The sequence below is a fragment of the Brevibacillus sp. SYP-B805 genome (assembly GCF_011059135.1).
Classification (GTDB): Bacteria; Bacillota; Bacilli; order Brevibacillales; family Brevibacillaceae; genus Brevibacillus_F.
Genome location: NZ_JAALGD010000002.1, coordinates 150753 through 174104, shown reverse-complemented (window position 1 = coordinate 174104; position 23352 = coordinate 150753). Strand labels below are relative to the sequence as shown.

Annotated in this window: 20 protein-coding genes and 1 other RNA gene; 19 read left to right on the top strand and 2 right to left on the bottom strand. The window is 57.9% G+C overall.

What is annotated here, in order from left to right; all coding sequences use genetic code 11:
* Positions 1–15 precede the first annotated feature (15 nt).
* The 10 genes from G3578_RS03615 (at position 16) to G3578_RS03570 (ending at position 11272) form a co-directional block, all read left to right on the top strand.
* On the top strand, positions 16–264 hold the full coding sequence (locus tag G3578_RS03615) for a post-transcriptional regulator (RefSeq protein ID WP_165208720.1): 249 nt from the start codon (positions 16–18) through the stop codon (positions 262–264).
* A gap of 116 nt (positions 265–380) precedes the next feature.
* Positions 381–1619: a protein translocase subunit SecD gene (gene secD / locus G3578_RS03610; RefSeq protein WP_165208718.1), complete on the top strand. Its 1239-nt coding sequence runs from the start codon at positions 381–383 to the stop codon at positions 1617–1619.
* Positions 1609–2541 (top strand): protein translocase subunit SecF, encoded by a 933-nt coding sequence (gene secF, locus G3578_RS03605; protein ID WP_165208716.1) that lies wholly within the window; start codon positions 1609–1611, stop codon positions 2539–2541. The genes secD and secF overlap by 11 nt, the downstream gene beginning before the upstream one ends.
* A gap of 156 nt (positions 2542–2697) precedes the next feature.
* The gene (locus G3578_RS03600; protein ID WP_165208714.1) at positions 2698–3618 is read left to right on the top strand and encodes a cation diffusion facilitator family transporter; all 921 of its coding nucleotides are present in this window, start codon (positions 2698–2700) and stop codon (positions 3616–3618) included.
* A gap of 72 nt (positions 3619–3690) precedes the next feature.
* Positions 3691–6072 carry a single-stranded-DNA-specific exonuclease RecJ gene (recJ, locus tag G3578_RS03595; RefSeq protein ID WP_165208712.1) on the top strand — a complete coding sequence of 794 codons (2382 nt, stop codon included), beginning with the start codon at positions 3691–3693 and terminating at the stop codon, positions 6070–6072.
* Between the two features lie 13 nt (positions 6073–6085).
* The gene (locus G3578_RS03590) at positions 6086–6598 is read left to right on the top strand and encodes an adenine phosphoribosyltransferase (RefSeq protein WP_165208710.1); all 513 of its coding nucleotides are present in this window, start codon (positions 6086–6088) and stop codon (positions 6596–6598) included.
* Positions 6599–6831: 233 nt separating this feature from the next.
* A complete protein-coding gene (locus G3578_RS03585) occupies positions 6832–8997 on the top strand; it encodes a RelA/SpoT family protein (protein WP_165208708.1) in 2166 nt (721 codons plus the stop codon).
* Positions 8998–9321: 324 nt separating this feature from the next.
* Positions 9322–9759 (top strand): D-aminoacyl-tRNA deacylase, encoded by a 438-nt coding sequence (dtd, locus tag G3578_RS03580; RefSeq protein ID WP_165208706.1) that lies wholly within the window; start codon positions 9322–9324, stop codon positions 9757–9759.
* Between the two features lie 117 nt (positions 9760–9876).
* Complete coding sequence (locus G3578_RS03575) at positions 9877–10179, top strand: ArsR/SmtB family transcription factor (RefSeq protein WP_165208704.1); 303 nt, start codon at positions 9877–9879, stop codon at positions 10177–10179.
* Between the two features lie 115 nt (positions 10180–10294).
* The gene (locus G3578_RS03570) at positions 10295–11272 is read left to right on the top strand and encodes an LLM class oxidoreductase (protein ID WP_165208702.1); all 978 of its coding nucleotides are present in this window, start codon (positions 10295–10297) and stop codon (positions 11270–11272) included.
* Positions 11273–11403: 131 nt separating this feature from the next.
* Here G3578_RS03570 and G3578_RS03565 read toward each other — a convergent pair whose 3' ends face one another.
* Positions 11404–13230 (bottom strand): SH3 domain-containing protein, encoded by a 1827-nt coding sequence (locus G3578_RS03565; protein WP_165208700.1) that lies wholly within the window; start codon positions 13228–13230, stop codon positions 11404–11406.
* A gap of 158 nt (positions 13231–13388) precedes the next feature.
* On the opposite strand from G3578_RS03565, the gene G3578_RS03560 reads away from it, so the two are divergent.
* The 8 genes from G3578_RS03560 (at position 13389) to G3578_RS03525 (ending at position 22476) form a co-directional block, all read left to right on the top strand.
* Positions 13389–13562: a hypothetical protein gene (locus G3578_RS03560; protein WP_165208698.1), complete on the top strand. Its 174-nt coding sequence runs from the start codon at positions 13389–13391 to the stop codon at positions 13560–13562.
* A gap of 78 nt (positions 13563–13640) precedes the next feature.
* Positions 13641–15167: a coproporphyrinogen III oxidase gene (locus tag G3578_RS03555; protein WP_165208696.1), complete on the top strand. Its 1527-nt coding sequence runs from the start codon at positions 13641–13643 to the stop codon at positions 15165–15167.
* A gap of 402 nt (positions 15168–15569) precedes the next feature.
* Entirely contained in the window at positions 15570–16835 is a 1266-nt protein-coding gene (hisS, locus tag G3578_RS03550; RefSeq protein ID WP_165208694.1) for a histidine--tRNA ligase, read from the top strand.
* A gap of 35 nt (positions 16836–16870) precedes the next feature.
* A complete protein-coding gene (gene aspS, locus G3578_RS03545; protein ID WP_165208692.1) occupies positions 16871–18658 on the top strand; it encodes an aspartate--tRNA ligase in 1788 nt (595 codons plus the stop codon).
* A 58-nt stretch (positions 18659–18716) separates the two neighbouring features.
* Positions 18717–18898: non-coding RNA, 6S RNA (gene ssrS / locus G3578_RS03540), on the top strand.
* A 48-nt stretch (positions 18899–18946) separates the two neighbouring features.
* Positions 18947–19702 carry a tRNA threonylcarbamoyladenosine dehydratase gene (locus tag G3578_RS03535; protein ID WP_165208690.1) on the top strand — a complete coding sequence of 252 codons (756 nt, stop codon included), beginning with the start codon at positions 18947–18949 and terminating at the stop codon, positions 19700–19702.
* A 192-nt stretch (positions 19703–19894) separates the two neighbouring features.
* On the top strand, positions 19895–21070 hold the full coding sequence (locus G3578_RS03530) for an acyltransferase (RefSeq protein WP_165208688.1): 1176 nt from the start codon (positions 19895–19897) through the stop codon (positions 21068–21070).
* Between the two features lie 77 nt (positions 21071–21147).
* On the top strand, positions 21148–22476 hold the full coding sequence (locus tag G3578_RS03525; RefSeq protein ID WP_206529455.1) for an AAA family ATPase: 1329 nt from the start codon (positions 21148–21150) through the stop codon (positions 22474–22476).
* Positions 22477–22618: 142 nt separating this feature from the next.
* On the opposite strand, the gene G3578_RS03520 is transcribed toward G3578_RS03525, so the two are convergent.
* Entirely contained in the window at positions 22619–22792 is a 174-nt protein-coding gene (locus G3578_RS03520; protein ID WP_165208686.1) for a hypothetical protein, read from the bottom strand.
* A 117-nt stretch (positions 22793–22909) separates the two neighbouring features.
* Between G3578_RS03520 and cymR the strand changes: the two genes are divergently transcribed.
* Positions 22910–23329 carry a cysteine metabolism transcriptional regulator CymR gene (gene cymR, locus G3578_RS03515; protein WP_165208684.1) on the top strand — a complete coding sequence of 140 codons (420 nt, stop codon included), beginning with the start codon at positions 22910–22912 and terminating at the stop codon, positions 23327–23329.
* The last annotated feature ends 23 nt before the right edge of the window (positions 23330–23352 follow it).

Genomic DNA, 23352 nt, shown 5'->3' with positions numbered 1-23352 from the left:
AAAGGGAGTGATGGTATGAGCGATTTCATCGGGTTGACGGAAGACGAACTGTTTCTCCAGGTATACAATCTGTGCAAAAGCAAGGCCGAAGAATTTGGGCTTCTCGGCTACGAAAACATCACCGCCAAGGATGTCTGGGAATGCGTGTCGGCCGGCTACAAGGAACTGCCGCCCATCCATCGGCTGGTCAACGATATCCTGTCGCTGAAAATTACCAAATATATGAACTGGCAGATGATGAACATCTACCGGAATCATTCGTAAGTTTTGGCAGCAATTTGACCTGTTTTACCCACTTGGCTATAATGGGCATATTGACTACATAGGGGTTGCATGTGGGGAGTCCGGATGTGACGAACCCAAGGGGAGGTAACAGAGACGTGATCAAATGGAGCAGATTTCTGGTGTTCCTGGCTGTGGTGGGCGTATTGGCCGCGCTGATCGTCACCACGACGGTACCGACAGCCAAAAACATTACGCTGGGGCTGGATTTGCAGGGCGGCTTCGAGATTTTGTATGAGGTGCAGCCGCTCGAAGCCAATCAGAAGGTAACAACGGATTTGTTGAAGGCAACCGCGCAGATGGTGGAAAAGCGGGTCAATATCGGCGGAGTGGCAGAGCCTGATGTCAGCATTGAGCTGCCGAACCGGATTCGGGTCAAAATCGCCACGCAGGTGGCGGATCAGGACAAGCTGCGCGCGTTGATCGGCAAACCGGCTGTCTTGACGTTCCGCGATGAGAAAGGCAATATCCTGCTGCGCGGCAGCGACCTGGCGCCGGGCGGGGCATCGGTCGGCTTTGACGAACTGAAACGGCCGATGGTGCTGCTGAAGTTCTCCGATCCCGACAAGCTGGCCAAAGTGACACGGGAAAACCTTCACAAGCATATGGCTATATTCCTGGATGAAAACATGCTGACCAATCCGGTTATCCAGTCGGTGATTACGGGCGGCAGTGCCCAGATTACCGGTGACTATACCGTGGACTCCGCCCAGGAGCTTGCGGATATTCTCAATTCCGGGGCACTGCCGGCGAAGCTGATCGAGAAGCAGGTTACCTCGGTGGGAGCCAGCCTCGGTGCCCTCGCATTGCAAAAAACCATTTATGCGGGCTATGTCGGTGGAGCGCTGATTGTGCTGTTCATGCTGCTCGTCTATCGCATGCCCGGCATGATCGCCAATATCACATTGGCCGGATTCGTATATCTATGTCTGGTGGTCCTTTACTGGATGCAAGCGACCCTGACGCTGCCCGGCATCGCCGGATTCATCCTCTCCGTGGGGATGGCGGTGGATGCCAACATCATTACCTATGAGCGCATCAAGGAAGAGATCCGCTCCGGCAAGACGATTCTGTCCGCCTTCCGTGCGGGCCAGCGCCGGTCGTTTATTACCATCATCGACTCGCACGTGACGACGCTGATCGCTGCCGCCGTGCTGTTCTTCTTCGGAACCAGCTCGATTCAGGGATTCGCGGTCACCTTGACCATGACGCTGATCGTCAGCCTTTTCACCAACGTGTTCGGATCCCGTTTCCTGCTGTGGCTGCTCATTCGTGCGAACATGTTCAAGAAGCCGTTCTGGTACGGGGTAAAGGAGAGTGAAATCGGTGAGCTCTAAGCAGCAGAATGACATCGTCAAGTTTGACATCGTGAAGAATCGGCGAAAATTTTACTTCCTCTCCGGCGCGATCCTCGTTTTGGGACTTGTGGTCATGCTGGTGATGGGGCTCAATCTTGGCGTTGACTTCAAGGCGGGGACCCGGCTCGATCTGTTGATCGGCAAGGAGTTCAACGTGGCAGACGTCGACAAGATCCTGAATGACAACGTCCCGAATATCACGCATACGCCGCTTACGACATATGGGAACTTCCAGGCAGCCACCCGCTTTGATCAGGTGGTGCCGCAGGACAGACTGATTGCCATAGAAAAAGCCTTGCAAGCGAAGTACGGGCCGCAGGTGACCAAACAAGAGTCAACCGTCGATCCGTCCATCGCCCGGGAACTGGCGGGAAAAGCGGGGATTGCCCTCCTGATCGCATCGATTGGGATCGTGATCTATATCGCCATTCGCTTCCAGTTCCTGTTCGGGATCGCCTGCATCATCGCGCTGCTGCACGATGCATTCATTCCGATTGCCTTGTTCTCCCTGCTCCGTCTGGAGGTCGATTTGACGTTTATCGCCGCCATTCTGACCATCGTCGGCTATTCGATCAACGACACGATCGTGATCTTTGACCGGATTCGGGAAAATCTGAGAACCATGAAAGTCAAAACAGTGGAAGATCTGGAGCACCTGGTAAACGTCAGTTTGTGGCAAACCATGCGCCGGTCGATTTACACGGTGGCAACCGTCTTCTTTACGGCTCTTGCCATCACCATTCTGGGCAGCGAGGGCATCCGCAACTTTTCACTCGCGCTGATTTTCGGACTGGTCAGCGGTACCTACTCGTCCATTTTCATCGCTGCGCAGGTATGGGTTACCTTGAAAAAGCGTGAAATGGCCAAAAAACGTTTGTCATCAGCACCCAATGGGGGATGATTGCAGAGGCCCTGACCGACGCCGGCGAGATGCGTCGGGCGGGCAGTCAGCCGCGGGAGAAATTCCGCGGTTTTTCCGTCGTTGGCAGTCAATATCGTCCTGCCGCCGCCAGCGTTCAGCCCGGCTGCACCGGTGGGCATTCTGGAGGGATTCGCAGTGGACAATCGTTTGGCTCAGGCACAGGTTGGAGCCTGGGTAGGGATTGTAGGCAATTTGCTTTTGGCGGGAATCAAATTGATGATCGGCTTCTGGAGCAAGTCGCAGGCGCTCATCGCCGACGCCGTCCATTCCGCTTCCGACGTAGCCGGCTCCATCGCTGTGCTGATCGGCTTGCGCGCCGCCGAACGGCCGCCGGACGAGGATCATCCTTACGGTCACGGCAAGGCCGAATCGATCGCGGCTATCATCGTCTCCGTGCTGCTGGCGCTGGTCGGCTTTGAGATCGGAAGGGCCTCCGTCCTGACGCTGTTTGCTCCGCCGCAGGCGCCCGCGATGATGGCCGTCTGGGCCGCGATTGGTTCCATGATCGTCAAGGAAGCGATGTTTCGCTACAAGTACAACCTGGGGAAAAAGCTGAACAGCCCCTCCCTGATCGCCAATGCCTGGGAGCACCGGTCCGACGTCTACTCTTCCTTTGCGGCCCTGATCGGCATCGGCGGCGCCATCCTGGGGGAAAGGCTCGGGATCTCCTGGCTCGTCTACCTCGATCCGATCGCCGGGATCTTCGTCTCCATCCTCGTGCTCCAGATGGCGTACAATATCCTGATGGAGTCGATTCACAATACGCTCGACCACGTGCTGCACGAAGAGCAGACGGTCGAACTGCGCAAAACCATCGAAGGCGTGCAGGGGGTCATCCGCATCGATTCCCTGCGGGCCAGGGAGCATGGCCACTATCAGATCGTCGATGTGAAGCTGAGCGTCGATCCATATATCACCGTAGAGGAAGGGCACAGCATCGGGAAGCTGGTGAAACAGACGGTCCTGCAGCGCTTCGAGGATGTCCGCGACGTCTTCGTGCACATCAATCCGTATGATGACGGCGATGCCCAGGAGCCGTCCGCAGGCCGCCGGTGACGCTGTCGGCGCTGCCTTATTGTCAGCCCCTCCCTCATTTCATATAATGAGATGGGGATTGGAGGGCGGCCTATGCTGAAAGCGAAAACGCGTTGGCAACTGGCCACGTATGATGAAGCGCTGGCGGATGAGATCGCACGGGTGTGCGGCATCTCTCCCCTGATTGCGCGCCTGCTCGTGATACGGGGCATCGACTCCCCGGAGCGGGCCAAAGCGTTCCTGCATGTGGGCGTGGAACAATTCCATGATCCTTACCTGCTGGATGGCATGGCTCGAAGCGTGGAGCGCATCCGGGAAGCCATCAAGCGGGGGGAGCCGATCTGTATCTATGGCGATTACGATGCGGACGGTGTCAGCTCCACAGCGCTGATGTACCATACGATGAAAGAGCTGGGGGCTACGTTCGACTACTATATTCCGAACCGCTTCAAGGAAGGCTACGGCCTGAACAAGGAAGCGCTGACCCAACTGCATGCGGCGGGTTACAAGCTGATCGTGACGGTGGATACCGGCATCAGTGCGGTGGAACAGGTGGAACACGCCAAAGCGCTCGGGCTGGATGTGATCGTGACCGACCACCATGAGCCGCCGGCCGTGATTCCGGACGCCTTGGCGGTGATCAATCCGAAGAAGCCGGGATGCCCCTATCCGTTTGACATGCTGGCGGGTGTGGGCGTCGCGTTCAAGCTGGCCCACGCGTTGCTGGAAAAACCGCCGGTGCATCTGATGGATCTGGCCGCCATCGGAACGATCGCCGACCTCGTGCCGCTGGTGGAGGAGAATCGGGTGCTTGCCAGCCTCGGCCTGCGCCGTTTGAACCAGACGCGCAATGTGGGGCTTAAGGCGCTGATCCGCGTCTGCGGGCTGGCGGATACGCCGGTAACCGCTGGCCATGTCGGCTTTGCGATCGGGCCCCGCATCAATGCAAGCGGGCGGCTGGAGACGGCGGAAGCGGCGGTGAAGCTGCTGACGACCGATGATCCGACAGAGGCGGAACACCACGCACAAACGCTGGATGCGCTCAATCAGGAGCGGCAGGAGCTGGTGCAGGCCATAACGGAAGAAGCCATCGCCATGGTGCAGGCCGATTTTCCGCCGGAGAAAAACGGCGTGCTGGTCGTGGCGAAGGAAGGCTGGAATGTCGGGGTGGTGGGCATCGTCGCTTCCCGGCTGGTCGAGAAGTTCTACCGGCCGACGATCGTCCTCGGCATCGATCCGGAAAAAGGAATAGCCAAAGGCTCGGCGCGCAGCATTGCGGGGTTTGACATGTATGAGGCGCTGACCGCCTGCAAGGAATGGCTGCCCCATTTCGGCGGCCATACGATGGCAGCCGGCATGACGCTGCCGGTGGAAAATCTGCCTGCCTTGCGGGAGCGGTTGAATCAGCTGGCGGCCGAATGGCTGACGGAAGAAGATTTCATCCCCCTCACGAAAGTGGATCTGGCGATCGGGCTCGATCAGATCGACATCGACCTGGCGGGACAGATGGAAGCGCTCGCTCCGTTTGGCATCGGCAATCCCACGCCGCTCATCGTGCTGAGCGATGTGGAGCCACAAGGGCTGCGCAGGATCGGGCGGGATGAGTCCCATCTGAAATGCGCATTTTGCCAGGGTGGGCAAGCGCTGGATGCGATCGGGTTCCAGTGGGCAGAGGTGCTTGACCACATCGCGCCCAAAGCGCGGCTGCAGGTCGTGGGCGAGCTGGATGTGAACGAATGGAACGGCGTGCGGAAGCCGCAGCTGGTGATCCGGGATCTCGCCATTTCGCACCGGCAGATCTTCGACTGGCGCGGAAGCAGGGAGAAGGAGCGGAAGTGGCAGCGCCTCGCGGAAAATCCCGGCGTGCTGACCGTCACCTTCCGCGAAGCATCCTACCAGGCGCTGCTTGCCTCCGGACACGCGGCGGCCGAGGGACGAACGGCCAGCCGCATTCTGTTGGTTGACCACCGCCGTGACGGGTATGAACGGATGCTGGATGAACTACAATGGTATCATACCCTGGTGATCTACGACATGCCGAAGCAAAAAGCGGCGCTCGCCGCCATCATGGCGCGTTGCCATCATATGGAACGCATCTACTGCCTGTTCGGCGATCCCGATCTCGGCCTGGAGCTGCTGCATGCTCCCAGCCGCGACCAGTTCAAACACCTGTACCTGTTCTTGAGCCGTTTTCCCTCGGTGGAGAAGATTCATCTGGAAAAAATGGCCCAGAAGCTGCAGGTGAGAAGAGAGATGCTGGAGGGCATGCTGGCCGTGTTCCAGGAGCTGGCGATCGTGCGGGAAGAGCCGGAGCGCTACATGCTCCACGCCGGGGCGGCCAAACAAAAGCTGGAGAATTCAATCTTGTACACCGAGTGGCTGGAGGAATCCGAGCTCGCGACCGAGCTGCTGCTCTCATCCTATGACGCACTCGTTCGTTACTTGAATCAATGGGTGGAACAACCCGCCCTTTAGGAGGCCATGATCCATGGATTATAAACCGTACATTCGAGTTATTCCTGATTATCCGCAGCCGGGGATCCGTTTCAAGGACATCACCACGCTTTTGAAAGAAGGGCCGGTGTACAAAGCGGCGATTGATGAACTGGCTCAATTCGCCAGGGAACTGGATGCCCAGGTGGTGGCGGGACCGGAAGCACGCGGATTCGTGGTCGGCGCGCCGCTTGCGACTGCCCTGGGACTGGGGTTCGTGCCGGTGCGGAAAGCCGGCAAGCTTCCGTATGAAACCATCAAGGCGGATTACAGCCTCGAGTATGGCAAAGATTCTCTCGCCATGCATGTGGACGCCATCGAGAAAGGGCAGCGCGTGCTGATTGCGGATGATCTGCTGGCGACAGGAGGCACGATCACCACCACGATCAAGCTGGTGGAACAGCTCGGGGGCGTCGTGGTGGGAGCGGCGTTTTTCATCGAGCTCTCTTATCTGGAAGGACGGCAGAAGCTCGGAGACATTCCGGTTCGGTCTCTGGTGACATATTAAACGACAACGGGCATCTGCCCGTTTTTCGTTTTTCAACCTTTCTCCACAATTGATGGACGTATTTGCTTTACATGACAAAGGGATTACAAGATAATATAATGAAATGCAGCAGAAATTGTCGGCAGAGTATGCCGCATGGTACAAGCTTACCCATTCACCACGATGCAATTCCACCCTTATGAGGTTTGCCATAAACTGTTTGTATCGTATCGAGAGGATAAGGGAAGGGAACTATGACAACGGGCATGGAAGAAGTATTACAGAAAGCGGGCAGCTATCTGCAGGAAAACGATCTGAAGCTGATCCGGCGCGGGTATGAAGTGGCCGAGAAGGCGCACGCGGGGCAGGTTCGCAAGTCAGGCGTGCCGTACATCATGCACCCGATCGCCGTCGCGGGCATTTTGGCCAATCTGCACATGGACGCCGTCACGATCGCCGCAGGGCTGCTTCATGACGTCGTCGAGGACACAGACATCACGCTGGATTATATCCGCGAAGAATTTGGCAGCGAAGTGGCGCTGCTGGTGGATGGCGTCACCAAGCTGGATAAGATCAAGTACAAGTCAAAAGAGGAACAGCTGGCGGAAAATCACCGCAAAATGCTGGTGGCGATGGCCCAGGATATCCGCGTCATCATGATCAAGCTGGCTGACCGTCTGCATAACATGCGGACGCTGCGCCACATGTCGGAAGAGAAGCAGCGGGAAATCTCCGACGAGACGCTGGAGATTTTCGCGCCGCTGGCTCATCGGCTGGGGATCGCCTCCGTCAAATGGGAGCTGGAGGATACGGCTCTTCGTTACCTGAACCCCCAGCAGTATTACCGGATTGTCAATCTGATGCAGAAGAAGCGGACCGAGCGGGAAGGGTACATCAACGAAGCGAAGGAAATGATCCAGGAAAAACTGCGGGAGCTTCACATCGAAGCGGAGATTTCCGGCCGGCCGAAGCATATTTACAGCATCTATAAAAAGATGGTGACGCAGAACAAGCAGTTTAATGAGATCTATGATCTGCTGGCGCTGCGCATCATCGTCTCCGATATCCGCGACTGCTATGCGGTGCTGGGCATCGTGCACACGCTGTGGAAACCGATGCCGGGCCGTTTCAAGGATTATATCGCCATGCCGAAGCCCAACATGTACCAGTCCCTGCATACCACGGTGATCGGTCCCAAGGGTGAACCGCTGGAAGTGCAGATCCGTACCTGGGAGATGCACCGGACGGCGGAGATCGGGATCGCCGCACACTGGGCCTACAAGGAAGGCAAAAGCGTTGTGCAGGGGTCGTTTGCGGAGAAGCTGGGCAATCTGCGCGAGCTCATTCAGGGCGGACAGGAAGAGATTCCAAACGCCCAGGAATTTATGGAATCCTTGAAACAGGATCTGTTTTCCGATACGGTGTTTGTCTTTACGCCAAAGGGCGATGTCGTGGAGCTGCCGAAAGGGTCCGTCCCGCTTGATTTCGCGTACCGGATCCACTCCGCCGTCGGAAACCGCTGTATCGGCGCCAAGGTGAACGGCAAGATCGTTCCCCTTGATTTCCCCCTGCGCACGGGCGACATCGTCGAAATCCTGACGTCGAAACATTCCTACGGTCCGAGCCAGGACTGGCTGAAAATCGCCAAGTCGGCCCACGCCCGCAACAAAATCAAGCAGTGGTTCAAGAAGGAGAAGCGCGAGGAAAACGTCGCCAAAGGGCAGCAGATGGTGGAGGCGGAGATCAAGGCGCGCGGCTTCGACGTGAAGGAAGTGCTGACCGAGGAGAACCTGAAGGAGGCGGCCGCCAAGTTTAACTTCCAGGGCGCCGAGGATATGTTCGCCGCAGTGGGATACGGCGGGATTACCGCCGCCCAGATTGCCGGACGCCTGACGGAAAAACTGCGCCGCGAGCGGGAAGAGCAGGCCATGCCCGAATTCAAGCCGTCCACGCCGGCCAGGAGCAGCCGCAGCGAATCGGGGGTCACGGTGCGGGGCGTGGACAACCTGCTGGTACGCCTTTCCCGATGTTGCTCGCCCGTGCCGGGGGATCAGATCATCGGGTTCGTGACCCGCGGCCGTGGGGTCTCCGTCCACCGCCGCGACTGTCCCAACGTCCTGGCGGAAAACTGCTCGGAGCGCCTGATCGACGTGGACTGGGAAGGGGATCCCAAGCAGAACTACCATGTGGATATCGAAATCACCGGGCATGATCGGCACGGGTTGTTGAACGACGTGCTGCAGGCCGTGGCAGAGACAAAAACCAACATCTCCGCCGTCAGCGGCAAGGCGGACAAGAACAAGGTAGCCACCATCCACATGACGATCTCCATCAGCAATCTGGATCATTTGCACAAAGTGGTGGAACGGATCAAACGCATCAAGGATATCTACTCCGTCCGCCGGATTCTCAGCACTTAGCAGGCAGAGCCTGCGTCAGTGTGCAGACTACGTCCTTTTTACCATGGGTAATGGTTCCTGCTCGCTCTCTTGACGACCCGCGCAGAAGTGGGCCGTGTCCGCTCCGAAACGCGCCGCGGGCAGGGGGCTCAACATCTGGGCGTCTCAGGGATGTGAGACTCACGCCCCCTGGGATCCCGCGTCTTCGTTTCTCCGCTGAGCCGGTCGTCAAAGGAGCTCGCTTGGCCCCATTACGCCATGCTACTAAGTTTGTCATCAGTCTGAAGCAGGCAGAGCCTGTATGATATTGTCCGCCGGGTCATTTGATTGGGAGGAAAGAGAAGCATGCGCGTCGTCGTACAGCGTTCGAAGGAAGCGAGCGTGACCGTCGCAGGCGAGGTGGTCGGGCAGATCGATCACGGCCTTGTCCTGCTGGTGGGTGTCACGCATACCGATACGGAAGCAGATGTCGATTTTGTCGCGGAAAAAGTGGCCCATCTGCGCATCTTTGAAGACGAGGAAGGGAAAATGAACCGCTCGGTGCTGGAAACCGGCGGCCAGATCCTGTCGATCTCGCAGTTCACCCTGTACGGGGATTGCCGGAAAGGGCGGCGCCCCAACTTCATGGCGGCGGCGAGACCCGACCAGGCGGAACCGCTGTATGACCGGTTCAATCAACGCTTGCGGGAGATAGGATTGCACGTGGAAACGGGGCGCTTCGGCGAGATGATGGAAGTCCGCCTCCTCAACCACGGGCCGGTCACCCTGATCGTGGAATCTTAGCGCAGCACATGATCGCACCGGGTATGTTGGCCCAATGACCGTCTTTCATGCAGGCGGTCTTTTTTGGTATATAAGGTTAAGATTGCAAATACTTGCGAGATGAACAGGGAGGCAGCAATGGAACTGTTGGAAGTATTTAAAGCCTTGTCCAACGAAACGAGGATGCAGATTCTCCAATGGCTGAAACATCCTGATAGGCATTTTCCCAAACCGCTGCACGGCGATATCCACGAAGACGGGGTTTGCGTCAGCGATATCCACAAAAAAGTGGGGTTGTCCCAATCCACCGTTTCCCTTTACCTGTCCATGCTGCAAAAAGCCGGATTGATAAAAGCCAAACGGATTGGGCAGTTTACGTATTACAAGAGGGATGAGGAGAACATCAAAAAAATGATGGAATGGTTGTCGCGGGAGCTGTAGTTCACATTGCCGTTCCAGCACAGGCACCTTGACAGATTTTGGCCTTGCAATGATCAAGGCTTTTGTCTTATTATTATATCGATAATTATAGATATATAGATATGGAGGGGCCGTCATGAACAGGTTTGCCAACCATAAGGGATATTCACGCATGTTTCAGGAAAACCAGCTGACGCTTGGCTTGTTTTTCCCCTTGGAATCCTACGAGGGCAGCATCCCGGAGATGAACATCGAGAAACAGGTGAAACTGGCCAAACGAGCGGAAGAGCTGAACTTTGCCGCTTTGTTCGTCCGGGATGTTCCGCTGCATGATCCCCATTTCGGGGATGTGGGCCAAATGTATGATCCCTGGGCCTTTTTGGGGTATATCGCCGCCCAGACCGAAACCATTGCCCTGGGCACCGCGAGCATCATTCTTACCCTGCGTCACCCTTTGCATGTTGCGAAAGCAGCCGCTTCCATCGACAAGCTGTCCGGCGAGCGACTGGTTCTCGGGGTGGCTACCGGGGATCGCCCGATCGAATTTCCGGCCTTTTCCGTTGACTTCGAACAACGCGGGGCGCTGTTTCAGGAAGCCATGGCGGTCATGAAAAAAGCGTGGGAGGAGAACTTTCCGGTGATCCAGTCGCCGCGGGTCCACATGCGGGACGGGGACATGCTGCCCAAACCGCGTCTGCTGGACATTCCGGTGCTGGTCACCGGCCACAGCTCGCAGTCCGTCGAATGGATCGCCCAACACAGCGATGGCTGGCTGTACTATCCCCGCAACTTGCGCTTCCAGGCGGAACTGATTAACAATTGGCGTTCTCTGACGGATCGGTTCAAACCATTCAGTCAGTCCCTCTATATCGATTTGACGGAGGATCCGAACCATCCGCCCATTCCCATACACCTGGGGTTCCGAATCGGCCGCAATCCCCTCATTGCGTTTATCGAGAGCCTGAAAGATGCGGGGGTCAACCATGTGATCCTCAACTTGAAATACGGCCGCCGTCCTTTTGAAGAGGTGCTGGAGGAATTGGGGGAAGAAGTTCTTCCGCACTTTCCCGCCTTGACCGGCAAGACACAGGAGGCCCTCAGCCGGCAATCATGAACGGCGCTCGCTTCTTTGCAGATTGTGGATTGGAACGGGCAGCCGGAGGCGCTGCGAAATAAAAATGGCTGCCGGCTTGCCCGACAGCCAAAAACGAGCCCTTGCGTCGAGGGCTCGTTCCTTTTTTTCTCTTACTTTTGCGCCGCGAAGTAGCGCAGTATCCCCTTGAAAATCCCTTCCGCCGCCAGGTCCTGCTGCTTGGACGAACGGGCGCGGATCTCGTCCTGATAATTGGACAGGAACGCGATCTCGGCCAGGATGGAGACAACCGGATTCTCCCGCAGGACAAAATAGTTGCCGAAGCGGGAGGAGAGATCTTTGTAGTTGGTCGCCTTGACGAGTTCAGCCTGTACGTAGGAAGCCAGTGTGCTTGATTTTCCCTGGTTGTAGTAGAACACGATGGAGCCGTTCGTCAGCGCGTTCGGATGGGTGTTGTGATGGATGCTGACGAAAATGTCGGCCTTGTTGTTGACGGCGATATCCACGCGGTTCTGCAGGGTAAGCTTCCGGTCGTCGCTGCGCGTCATGATGACGGTCGCGCCGGCCGCTTCCAGCTTGTTTTTGAGAAGCAGGGCCACCTGCAGATTGACGTTTTTTTCCAGCGTGGAGAAGCTGGAGCCGGTTGCTCCGTTATCGTCGCCGCCATGGCCGGGGTCGACCACGATCACTTTGCCGACCAGTTCGTTTCCTCTCACGACATTGGCGGTGCCGTCGGCATTGACCAGCCATCCGGCGATATACCCGGTGGTCCCGTCCGGCAGCCGAATCTGAAACCAGTCATCCTCCCGCTTGACGATTGGGTAGCGTTCGCCCGCCTGCACGCGTCCCACGATGTCGTAGGAGGTGCCCGGCCCGGAACGCAGGTTGGTGTCTGGATTCAGCACCGTCACATAAGCCTGTTCAGGAACGGCGGCCTCCTGCACATCGATCAGCCAGCCGGCGATCCAGCCCACTTTGCCGTCGGGCGTTTTCACCTGATACCAGTCCCCCTGCTTTTGAAGAACCTCCAGGCTTGTCCCCAGGGCGAGCGTGGCTAACCGTTCGCTCTGCGTCGTAGGCTGGCTGCGCAGGTTTACGCCGGAGCCGGACACGGTGGCGGTCGTCCTGCTGCTGCTGTCAGCTGGCCGAGCTTGCTGCGGCGCGCTTCCGGCAGGCTCCGACTGCTCCTGGCCGGACGGCGGCGCCGGCGTTGGCGTAACGGTTGAGCCCGTTCCCGTCTCCTGTGGTATCCAGGCGGGCACCCCCTGGTAATCGATCTGGATCCAGCCGTCGCGCTGCGCCAGTTTTGTTACGGTTTGCCCCTGACTCAGCTGACCGATGGCGGGAACCGTCGCATCCGGTTCCGGATACACATAGGGATCATGGTGAAGGGTGATGGTATCGCCTGCGCTTGTGCTGCCCTGATTCACAGGTACCGAAGCGGGCGGCTGCACCGGCGCAGGAGACGGGGAAGCCGCAGCCGATGCCCCTTGCGTTTCGCCGGCGGTTTCCTTTACCAGCCATCCGGCCACCCAGCCTTTCTGGCCGCCGGGCAGCTGGATTTGGTACCACTGTCCGCTTTTTTGCACAAGCGGATAGGAACGGTCGGGGTTGATGGCGGCCATGACGGGAAACGTCGTGCTCGGGCCGGAGCGTACATTCAGGTTCTGCACCTGGCTGGTTACCTGATTGACGGCGGTTTTCGGCGGGAGGGCCCTTGTCAGCCAGCTTGCCAGCCATCCCGTGTTTCCATTGGGCAGTTTGACCTGTACCCAGTTATCTTCTTCAGCCAGCACAGGAAGAACGGTATCTTTGGCAACCGTGGTCACAACCGGCTCATTCAGGCCGGGACCGGAACGGACGTTCAAGTTATCGACAGTCACCTGTACTTCACCGGCAGCAGCCCACACGGTATACGGCAGGGCGATCAGGGACAAAATGGTGAGAATACGCCCGTGAAGCTTTTTGCGAGTGAACACCTATGACATCCTTTCTGCGTTGATCGATATGGATCGTCTTGACAGTTTTCTATTCGGGATGCTGCCTTCATTTTCCTGCACAATACGACATCTTCCCGCATTCTCCGCCAAATCCCCGGCAAGAATAGGAATAACCCATCGTCCAAGGAGGCGTCCAGATGCGTCAGTCTCACAAGGAGAGTTTTGCCCAGGCGTCGAATCGGCGGCTGTTCTCTGTCGATTTTCACGATTTCCTCGAGAAGGAGGCCCAGCTGAACGATGTGGAACTGGCCCAGGAGTTTCACATCAGCGTGCGGGATGTCCGGCTGCTGCGCCGGAACATGAAGCGCTGATCCCGTTCTTTTCCGCGTTGACCGTGCTTTTCAGGTCGGATAATATGAAAAATGGCAGACTGAAAAGCAGGTGAACGCATGATCCAAGTCATATGTGAAGGGCACTCCTTTGAACGGGAGATCGGCTTGATCCTCGCCCTTTTCGAAGAGGAACCGACGATTCGGTTTGTGAAGGAATTTGAACGCCAAAATGGCGCTCTCTATATTCGACTGTCGGCGGAACCCAAGCCGGATGGAGTGAAGGCCGCAGGTTCGCTGGAAGCGGAAGGACGGCGCCATGACCGCGCCTGTTTCCGTCCCTATGCGGCCCATGACGAAAAAGGCATGCGCAAGACGGCCAAGCAGGCGGTCATGTATACCCTCCTGATGCTGTTGGAGGAATACACGGGCATCGAACAGGGCTGGGGGATACTGACCGGGATCCGTCCCGCCAAACTGCTGCATCACCTCCTTTCGAGCGGCATGTCGCGGGAAGAAGCGCACCGCCATCTGACGGCCGATTACATGGTGCGCCCGTACAAGCTGAAGCTCCTGCAGGCAATTATTGACCTGCAGCTGCAGGTCGTTCCCGACTTTTACGACATTGACCAAGAGCTGTCCGTCTATATCGGAATCCCCTTTTGTCCGACGAAATGCGCCTACTGTACGTTTCCTGCCTATGCCATCAGAAGTCATACCGCCTCCGTCAATCCGTTTCTGGAAGGGCTGCATTACGAGATTGAGAAAACGGGCGAATGGCTGAAGCGGCAGGACAGGCGGATCACCTCCATCTATTTTGGTGGCGGCACTCCCACCAGCGTGACGGCGGATGACCTGGACCGGCTGTTTGCCGCCCTCCACGCATCCTTTCCCCACATGGACAAGGTGCGGGAGCTGACCGTGGAAGCCGGACGTCCGGATACCATCACGCGGGAGAAGCTGGCGGTAATGAAGAAATGGGACGTGGACCGCATCAGCATCAACCCGCAGTCGTTCACGCAGGAGACCCTGCAGGCGATCGGCCGCCATCATACGGTCGAGGAGACGATTGAGACGTATTATCTGGCGATGGAGATGGGGCTGACCAATATCAATATGGACCTGATCATCGGCCTGCCCAATGAAGGGCTTGCCGAGCTGACCCACAGCCTGGAGCAGGTGGAACAGCTGATGCCTGCTTCGCTCACCGTCCACACGCTCTCCTTCAAACGCGCTTCTGAAATGACCCAGCACAAAGAGCGCTACCGGGTGGCCGGCCGCGACGAGATCAGGCGCATGATGGAGCTGGCCTCGTCCTGGACGGCGGCGCACGGCTACCGCCCCTACTACCTCTACCGGCAAAAAAACATCCTGGGCAACCTGGAAAATATCGGCTACGCGCAGCCGGGCAAAGAGAGCATTTACAACATTATGATCATGGAAGAGGTGCAAACCATCCTCGGCCTGGGCTGCGGGGCGGTCTCCAAGCTGATGAAGCCCGGTTCCGGCAAGCTGATGCGCTGGCCCAACCCGAAAGATCCCAAAACCTACAACGACACCTACCGGCAGTTGATCGAAGAGAAGCTGGCCGATCTGGACAAGGTGTACAGCGAATCGGAGGGGGCGCTTGCGTCGGCGGGGTCTTAAAATTAGTTTTACCGACAGGGACGTTGACTCGCCAACGCCGATTTGCTATCATTCCATATAAGTTTTATCAAGTGATCTGATGACGGGACCAAGTACCCAGGCACCGGATAGCCAGAGAGAAGGCGCCGCGGCTGAGAGCGCTTTTCTATCACGACTTGGCGAATGACCTCCCGGAAGACCCCAGTGAACGGCTTTCGTACCCAGTAACTGTTAGGCGTATGCCGGCGTTAACGGCGGAAGAACAGCCCCCGGGCTGTTCGTTGAGCGGGATATCGTCTTTGCGGATATCCAAGCAGGGTGGCACCACGGGAGCAATCTCTCGTCCCTGACATGGCGTTTGGCTCATGTCAGCGACGGGAGTTTTTTTTATGAGGTTGGCAAGTACGCAAGGAGGTTTTGAACATGGCGAGGATTCAAATTCCACGCGGCACCCAGGATATTCTGCCTGGCGCCGTCGAGCAGTGGCAGTACATTGAAGCGAAGGCGCGCGAACATTTTCGCTGTTACAACTATCGCGAGATTCGCACGCCGATGTTTGAACATACGGAGCTGTTTCAACGCGGGGTGGGCGAGACGACGGACATCGTCGAGAAAGAGATGTACAGCGTGCGCAACCCGCGCAGCGAGGATCAGCTGACGCTGAGGCCCGAGAATACGGCGGGAGTGGTTCGTTCCTACGTGGAGAACAAAATGTACGGCTCTCCCAACCAGCCAACGAAGCTGTACTACATCGGGCCGATGTTCCGGCATGAGCGTCCGCAGGCTGGGCGGCTGCGCCAGTTTACCCAGATCGGCGCCGAGACCTTCGGCTCCAGCGATCCGGCCATCGACGCCGAAGTGATCGCCATGGTGTTCCGCTTTTTCGAAAAGATGGGGCTGAAAGGGCTGCGCGTGGACCTGAACAGCGTGGGAACCCGGGAGGATCGGGCCCGTCACCGCAGCTACCTGCTTGATTTTCTCAACAACGTGCGCAGCGAGCTGTGTGAAGACTGCCAGTCGCGGATCGACCGCAACCCGCTGCGTGTGCTGGACTGCAAAAACGAGAAGTGCAAGGCGCTGACCAAGGATGCGCCGTCTCTTCTCGCCTATCTCAGCGAGGAGTCGGCCGCCCACTTCGCAGCCGTGCAGCGCTATCTGACGGACCTGGGCATTCCGTTTGTCGTGGATAACCGGCTGGTGCGCGGGCTGGACTATTACACGCTAACCGCGTTCGAAATCAAGATGGCGGAGATCGGCGCCGTCGAAACGCTCTGCGGCGGCGGACGGTACAACGGCCTGGTGGCGGAGCTGGGCGGCGACGATATGCCGGGGATCGGGTTCGCTTTCGGCGTCGAACGCCTGCTGCTCGCCCTGGAAAAGCAGGGCATCCAGCTGCCGGTGGAAGAGGGCATCGACTGCTATCTCGTGCTGCAGACGAGCGAGGCGAAGGCACAGGCATTCCGCCTGCTGGACGAGCTGCGGCAGGCCGGGATTTCGGCGGAGATGGATTACCTCGACCGCAAGATGAAAGCGCAGCTGAAGGCGGCCGACCGGCTCTCGGCCCGCTTTACCGCCATTATCGGGGAAGCGGAGCTGGCGAACGGCACGGTGGTGCTGAAAGAGATGGCGACCGGGGAGCAGCGGGAGATTCCGGCTGGGGAACTGGTGCAGGCCATCCGCGGACATTAACAGCTTTTCAACCTGGAGAGTGGAGGATAGGAACGATGGAATGGAGCAAACGAACGATTTTTTGCGGGGAAGTCGGCAAGGAACAGATCGGACAGGAAGTGGTGCTGAACGGTTGGGTGCAGAAACGGCGCGATTTGGGCGGCGTCATCTTCATCGACCTGCGGGACCGTACGGGGATCGTCCAGATCGTCTTTAACCCGGAATACAACAAGGCGGCGTGGGAGCTGGCGGACAAGGCCCGCAGCGAGTATGTGCTGTCGGTCAGGGGGGAAGTGGTCGCCCGGGCGCCGGAAGCGGTCAATCCCAAGCTGAAGACCGGGGAGGTGGAGGTGCACATCTCCGAGATCACCATCATTAACAAGGCCAAGACGCCGCCGTTCGAGATCGAGGATGAGGTGGATGTGGATGAGCAGGTGCGGCTGAAATACCGTTATCTCGACCTGCGCCGTCCGGAGATGCAGCGCACCTTCATCCTGCGCAGCAAGGCGGCCAAGGCGTTCCGCGACTTCCTGGACGCACACGGGTTCCTGGAAGTGGAAACCCCGATGCTTACCAAAAGCACGCCGGAAGGGGCGCGCGACTATCTGGTGCCGTCCCGCGTGCATCCGGGCGAATTTTACGCGCTGCCGCAGTCTCCGCAGCTTTTCAAGCAGTTGCTGATGGTCTCCGGGTTCGAGCGGTATTATCAGATCGTCCGCTGTTTCCGCGACGAGGATCTGCGGGCGGATCGTCAGCCGGAGTTTACCCAGGTGGACATCGAGACCTCCTTCCTGCCGATGGAGGATCTGCTGCCCCTGATGGAGCAGATGGTGGCCCATGTGTTTAAACAAACGATCGGCCTCGATATTCCGACCCCCTTCCCGCGCTTAACCTATGCGGAAGCGATGGGGCGCTACGGTTCCGACAAGCCGGATATCCGCTTCGGCATGGAGCTGGTGGACGTCTCCGATCTTGTGCAGCACAGCGATTTCAAGGTGTTCGCCAACGCGGTGGCAAGCGGCGGTCAGGTGAAAGCGATCAACGCCAAAGGCTGCGGTCATTACTCCCGCAAAGAGGCGGACGATCTGCAGAAATTCGCGGCGCGTTACGGGGCGAAAGGGCTGGCCTACATCGCCTTGAAAGACGGCGAGGCCAAAGGGCCGATCGCCAAATTCTTCAAGGAGGAAGAGCTGGCTGTCCTGAAGCAGCGTCTGGACGCTGAGGAAGGAGACCTGCTCCTGTTCGTCGCCGACAAGCCAAGAGTGGTAGCGGACGCGCTGGGGGCGCTTCGTTCCAAGCTGGGGGCGGAGCTTGGCCTGATCGACCAGAGCAAGTTCGCCTTCCTGTGGGTCGTTGACTTCCCGCTGGTGGAATGGGACGAAGAGGCAGGCCGCTTCGTGGCGCTGCACCATCCGTTCACCCGTCCCAAAGACGAGGATCTCCACCTGTTCGAAACGGAACCGGGCAAGATGCGGGCGCAGGCGTACGACCTGGTGCTGAACGGCTACGAGCTGGGCGGCGGTTCGATGCGGATCTTCCAGCGTGATGTGCAGGAGAAAATGTTCAAGCTGCTCGGCCACAGTCCGGAAGAAGCCAGGGAGAAATTCGGCTTCCTGCTCGATGCCTTTGAATACGGCACGCCGCCGCACGGAGGGATCGCGCTTGGTCTCGACCGGCTGATCATGCTGCTGGCCGGCAGAAGCAACCTGCGCGAGGTGATCGCCTTCCCGAAAACAGCCAGCGCCAGCGACCTGATGGTGGACGCGCCGGGCGAAGTGGATTGGGCGCAGCTGCGCGAACTGCATATCGCGACCACGGCCGTAAAGGAAGGGAGCAAGGCGTAAGCCCGCTCAACTTGAAAGCGTGATTTTGACTGTGATACCATAACTGTAACGCATGAAAAAAGCCCTGCGATGTACGTGACAACCGATGGTTTTGAGCCACAAGAACGTGAAAGGGAGTACTTTGTCCGAACCGCGATGACATGCCTCCGGAGAGTGGACGTCCGAGGCGGTTTGGCGGCACACCCACCTGCTGGCAGCAGGTTCAAAACTGAGGGATGGCCACGGCATAATGGGGCTCTTTTTCCGTCTTCATCCTACTTTTCCTGATAGAAAGGTTGTTATGGACTCATGCTGCATCAATTTTCCCGCTGTGAGCTTGCTTTCGGCCCCGAAGGCCTGGAGAAGATGAAAAAGGCGGCGGTCGCCGTTCTCGGGATCGGGGGTGTCGGCTCCTTTACGGTGGAAGCCTTGGCCCGCACCGGCGTCGGCAAGCTGGTGCTGCTGGACAAGGACGTCGTGGACATCACCAACATCAACCGGCAGATCCACGCCAACCTGAACACCATCGGCCAGCCCAAAACCGAGCTGATGAAGGAGCGCATCGCGTCGATCAATCCGGCGTGCGAAGTGGTCACACTCAACATGTTTTACAACGAAGAGACGTATGAACAGCTTTTTGCCCATCGGCTGGACTACATCGTGGACGCCATGGATACCGTATCCGCCAAGATCCATCTGATCAAGGAGGCCAAAAGAAGAGGGATTCCCATCATCTCCAGCATGGGGGCGGCCAACAAGATGGATCCGACGCGGTTTGTGGTGGAGGACATCTCCAAGACCAGCTATGACCCCATCGCCAAGGTGGTTCGCCGTGAACTGCGCAAGGCAGGCATTGCCAAAGGCGTCAAGGTGGTCTACTCCAAGGAGATTCCGGTTACCATCCGGACGGACGTGCGCGAACAGATTGTGCAGGACCCCAATTCCCCGATTCGCAAGGTGCGGCAGCCCCCGGCGAGCAATGCGTTTGTGCCGTCGGTGGCCGGCTTGATCATGGCGAGCGTCGTGGTGCGCGATCTTCTCGACTGGCAGCCGGCGAAAGGATAAATCGAATCGAAGCGAAAAATCGTATGTACCAGGCTGTCGATGAGATCGGCAGCCGTTTTTCATGGGAAGCGATCTCCTGCCGTTCCCCCAGCGCGATGGGCTGTGCGACTCCAAACCCATATGTAACGAATCCATTCCCTTCTAAGTCCTAACAGATGTGGATGTTTGCACAAGAGACAGGAGGGGAACGGATTGACCCGAGGAGCAGCGAACAAGGAACGCATTGCAGAACTGGATGGATTAAGGGGATTGGCTTTTCTCGCGGTTGTCCTGCAGCATGCCATCGGTTCCTACATCCGCCGACCGGAAACCGGATTGGATCAGGCCATCGCGCTGGGCAGCCTGTTTAATCTGGCAAAGTTTGCGGTGCCGACGTTTGTGTTTATCACGGGAATCGTGCTCGTGTACAACTACGGCGACACGCTTCACTATCCGAGTTTCATCCGCAAGAGAGGGGGGGAGATTCTTCTCCCTTATGTGCTGTGGACCGGCATCTACGATTTTTACTACAACGGTGTTCCAGCCCTTGATCTGGCATGGGGAAAGGAGCTGTTTCACCGCTTGGTTACCGGGACAGGCGCATACCATCTCTGGTTTGTGGTGATGATTTTTCAGTTTTATCTGGGCTATCCGCTCTGCCGCAAGCTTTTTCAAAGCCTGCGCAGACACAGGAGTGCCAGCGTAACGGCGGTGGTGTTGGGGGGATGTGCCATCGGCTATGCGCTCTTAATGTGGCTCTCCGCTACCTACATCCCCGTTCGCCAGTTCCGCTTCGATTCCGACTGGCTGCATGCCGTCCTAATTCAGTATCGCGACCGCAATGCGTTGTTTTACAGCTTTTATTTCATCCTGGGCGGGGTGGCGGGGCTGGCGCTGGAAACGTGGCGCAAGAGCATGTCGCGGGCGGCGGTGTGGAACGCGGGATTCATGCTGGTCCTGTTTCTGTGGGTGGGACAGGAGATGGTCATGCAGGGGAAAATCGACCTGAACCGCTCCACTTCCCTGAAGCCAAGCATGTTTTTGTTTACGGTTCTGGAGATGCTGGTGCTATATGCGCTGGTTGTACGGATTGCCAAGATGCATCCCCGCCTGCAGCGATTCCTTTCCGCCATCGGAACCTATTCCTATGGGGCATATCTGATCCATGCGCTGGTGCTCAACTGCGTGATCAGCGGGTTGAACCGGTGGATCGGGTGGAATCACGCGCTGGGCATGACCATGGTGGCATGTCTGCTTGCGGCATCCGTTTCCCTGTTGCTCACCAAAGCGATCAGCCTGCTGCCCTACGGCAAACTGTTCATCGGTCAGGTGCGAAAAAGGGCGGTCCGCGCACCGGCAGGAAAAATCGAGGCATTTGAGCAGGCGTAACACTTTGTATTGCCTGCTTAATCTGGTAAAATAGATATCATTGATCAGTTTTGTAGGATATAGAAAGGTTGCGCATCATGGACTTGTTTTCTTTTGCTTATGAACAGGAAGATGCAGGCAAACTGAAGCCGCTCGCCGCCAGAATGCGGCCGAAATCGATTGAGGACGTGCTCGGGCAGGAGCATATTCTGGGCCCCGGCAAGCTCCTGCGTCGCGCGATTGAAGCGGATCGGGTCTCTTCGCTTATCTTTTATGGGCCGCCCGGGACGGGGAAGACCACGCTGGCAAAGGTGATCGCCAATACGACGCGTTCTTGTTTTGTTGAGTTGAATGCCGTGACGGCCGGCGTCGCCGATATCCGCAAAGTGGTGGAGGAAGCGAAGGAACGCCTGGTGATGGAAAAAAGACGCACCACGCTGTTTGTAGACGAAATCCACCGCTTCAACAAGGCGCAGCAGGATGCGCTGCTCCCTTACGTGGAAGAGGGAACGATCATCCTGATCGGTGCCACGACGGAAAATCCGTATTTTGAAGTAAATGCGGCGCTGCTGTCGCGTTCCCAGATTTTTCCCTTGCACCCCCTGTCGGAACAAGACCTGCGCAGAGTGATCGAACGGGCTTTGAATGATCGGGAGAACGGCTTGGGAGAGCTCAGGATCACCATCGAGCCGGAAGCTGTCGACCATTTGATCCGGTATGCGGAAGGGGACGCGCGGCGGCTGCTCAATGCGCTGGAATTGGCGGCCACCACCACGCCGTACGGACCGGATGGGACGATCGCCATTACGCTTGACGTGGCTGTCGAATCGATCCAGCGGCGGGCTGTCCGCTATGACAAGGACGGTGACAACCATTACGATACCATCTCCGCGTTTATCAAATCGATTCGCGGTTCTGACCCGGATGCGGCGTTGTACTGGTTGGCCCGGATGATCGACGCCGGGGAAGATCCCCGCTTTATCGCGCGCCGCCTGATCATCGCCGCCTCGGAGGATATCGGCAATGCCGACCCGCAGGCACTGGGCGTCGCCGTCGCCTGCTTTCAGGCGTTGGAGCTGATCGGCATGCCGGAAGGGCGCATTCCGCTGGCGCAGGCCACCACTTACCTCGCGACGGCTCCGAAAAGCAACGCCGCCTATCTCGGGATTAATCGGGCGCTTGCGAAGATTCAAACGGACGGCCACAAGCCCGTGCCGGTTCATCTGCGGGACCGGAGCTATCGGGGAGCCGCCCGGCTGGGGCATGGGGAAGGGTATCTCTATCCGCACGATTACCCGGATGGTTACGTGGCGCAGCAGTATTTGCCCGATGGGGTGGATGACCGGTTCTACCATCCCAAGGAGATCGGGTATGAGAAAGAGATCCGCGCGCGGCAGGCGTCCCGGTCGAAGCGGCAAGAAGGATAGGAAAACCCACCCGGCCTTAAGCTGCCGCTCCACCCACCCGGCGCCGGCGAATGCTTGGCCGAGCGGGGGCACTCGCTGTGCCGGGCGGGGCCCCGAACCTCCTCATGGATGGAGCCGTCCGAAGTTGGGCGCCGCCTAGGGACTAGGTGCGGATGGTTCCGCCCGGTTTGTTGGGCAGATCGCCTTCTTCGTTCGGCTGTTTGCTCACTTCGCTCGCGCCGTAGCGCGCTTTGTGCGCGATGGTTCCGGCAGGCTGGTCATACAGTGTCTGGGACGGATGATTCCGCCCTTTTTCGGAGCGTTTGTTCGTAGGCATCGCAGTCACCCCCTCTGTCTATTCTGAACCCCATGGGAAAGACTCATGTGCGATGTCCGCATGAGAGTTGATGTTAATCAAACCAGGATGAAGCCAATACTAGAGGAGAGTTGTCCATTGAAGATTTCTACCAAAGGCCGCTACGGCCTGACCATCATGATGGAATTGGCCAATCGATACGGGGAAGGGCCGGTTTCGCTGAAAAGCATCGCCCAGCGTCATGAACTGTCCGAGCATTATCTGGAGCAGCTGATTGCCCCCCTGCGCAATGCGGGGCTGGTTAAAAGCATCCGCGGCGCATACGGCGGCTATGTGCTGTCCAAACCGCCGGAAGAGATTACCTCCGGAGACGTGATCCGCGTGCTGGAGGGACCGATCAGTCCGGTTGAATTCACGGAAGAGGAAGATCCCGCCAAGCGCCATCTCTGGCTCCGCATCCGCGACAGCATTTCGGCCGTGCTGGACTCCACCACGCTGAAAGATCTGATCAGCTATCAGGATGATGGCTTGTCGGACGGCTATATGTTTTACATTTAAGGACAAAAGACAGGTGAAATGGA

Coding starts and splice junctions, on each gene's coding strand:
- G3578_RS03615 (WP_165208720.1), top strand. CDS start 16: ATGAGCGATTTCATCGGGTTGACGGAAGACGAACTGTTTCTCCAGGTA.
- recJ (WP_165208712.1), top strand. CDS start 3,691: ATGCTGAAAGCGAAAACGCGTTGGCAACTGGCCACGTATGATGAAGCG.
- G3578_RS03590 (WP_165208710.1), top strand. CDS start 6,086: ATGGATTATAAACCGTACATTCGAGTTATTCCTGATTATCCGCAGCCG.
- G3578_RS03585 (WP_165208708.1), top strand. CDS start 6,832: ATGACAACGGGCATGGAAGAAGTATTACAGAAAGCGGGCAGCTATCTG.
- dtd (WP_165208706.1), top strand. CDS start 9,322: ATGCGCGTCGTCGTACAGCGTTCGAAGGAAGCGAGCGTGACCGTCGCA.
- G3578_RS03575 (WP_165208704.1), top strand. CDS start 9,877: ATGGAACTGTTGGAAGTATTTAAAGCCTTGTCCAACGAAACGAGGATG.
- G3578_RS03570 (WP_165208702.1), top strand. CDS start 10,295: ATGAACAGGTTTGCCAACCATAAGGGATATTCACGCATGTTTCAGGAA.
- G3578_RS03560 (WP_165208698.1), top strand. CDS start 13,389: ATGCGTCAGTCTCACAAGGAGAGTTTTGCCCAGGCGTCGAATCGGCGG.
- G3578_RS03555 (WP_165208696.1), top strand. CDS start 13,641: ATGATCCAAGTCATATGTGAAGGGCACTCCTTTGAACGGGAGATCGGC.
- hisS (WP_165208694.1), top strand. CDS start 15,570: ATGGCGAGGATTCAAATTCCACGCGGCACCCAGGATATTCTGCCTGGC.
- aspS (WP_165208692.1), top strand. CDS start 16,871: ATGGAATGGAGCAAACGAACGATTTTTTGCGGGGAAGTCGGCAAGGAA.
- G3578_RS03535 (WP_165208690.1), top strand. CDS start 18,947: ATGCTGCATCAATTTTCCCGCTGTGAGCTTGCTTTCGGCCCCGAAGGC.
- G3578_RS03525 (WP_206529455.1), top strand. CDS start 21,148: ATGGACTTGTTTTCTTTTGCTTATGAACAGGAAGATGCAGGCAAACTG.
- G3578_RS03520 (WP_165208686.1), bottom strand. CDS start 22,792: ATGCCTACGAACAAACGCTCCGAAAAAGGGCGGAATCATCCGTCCCAG.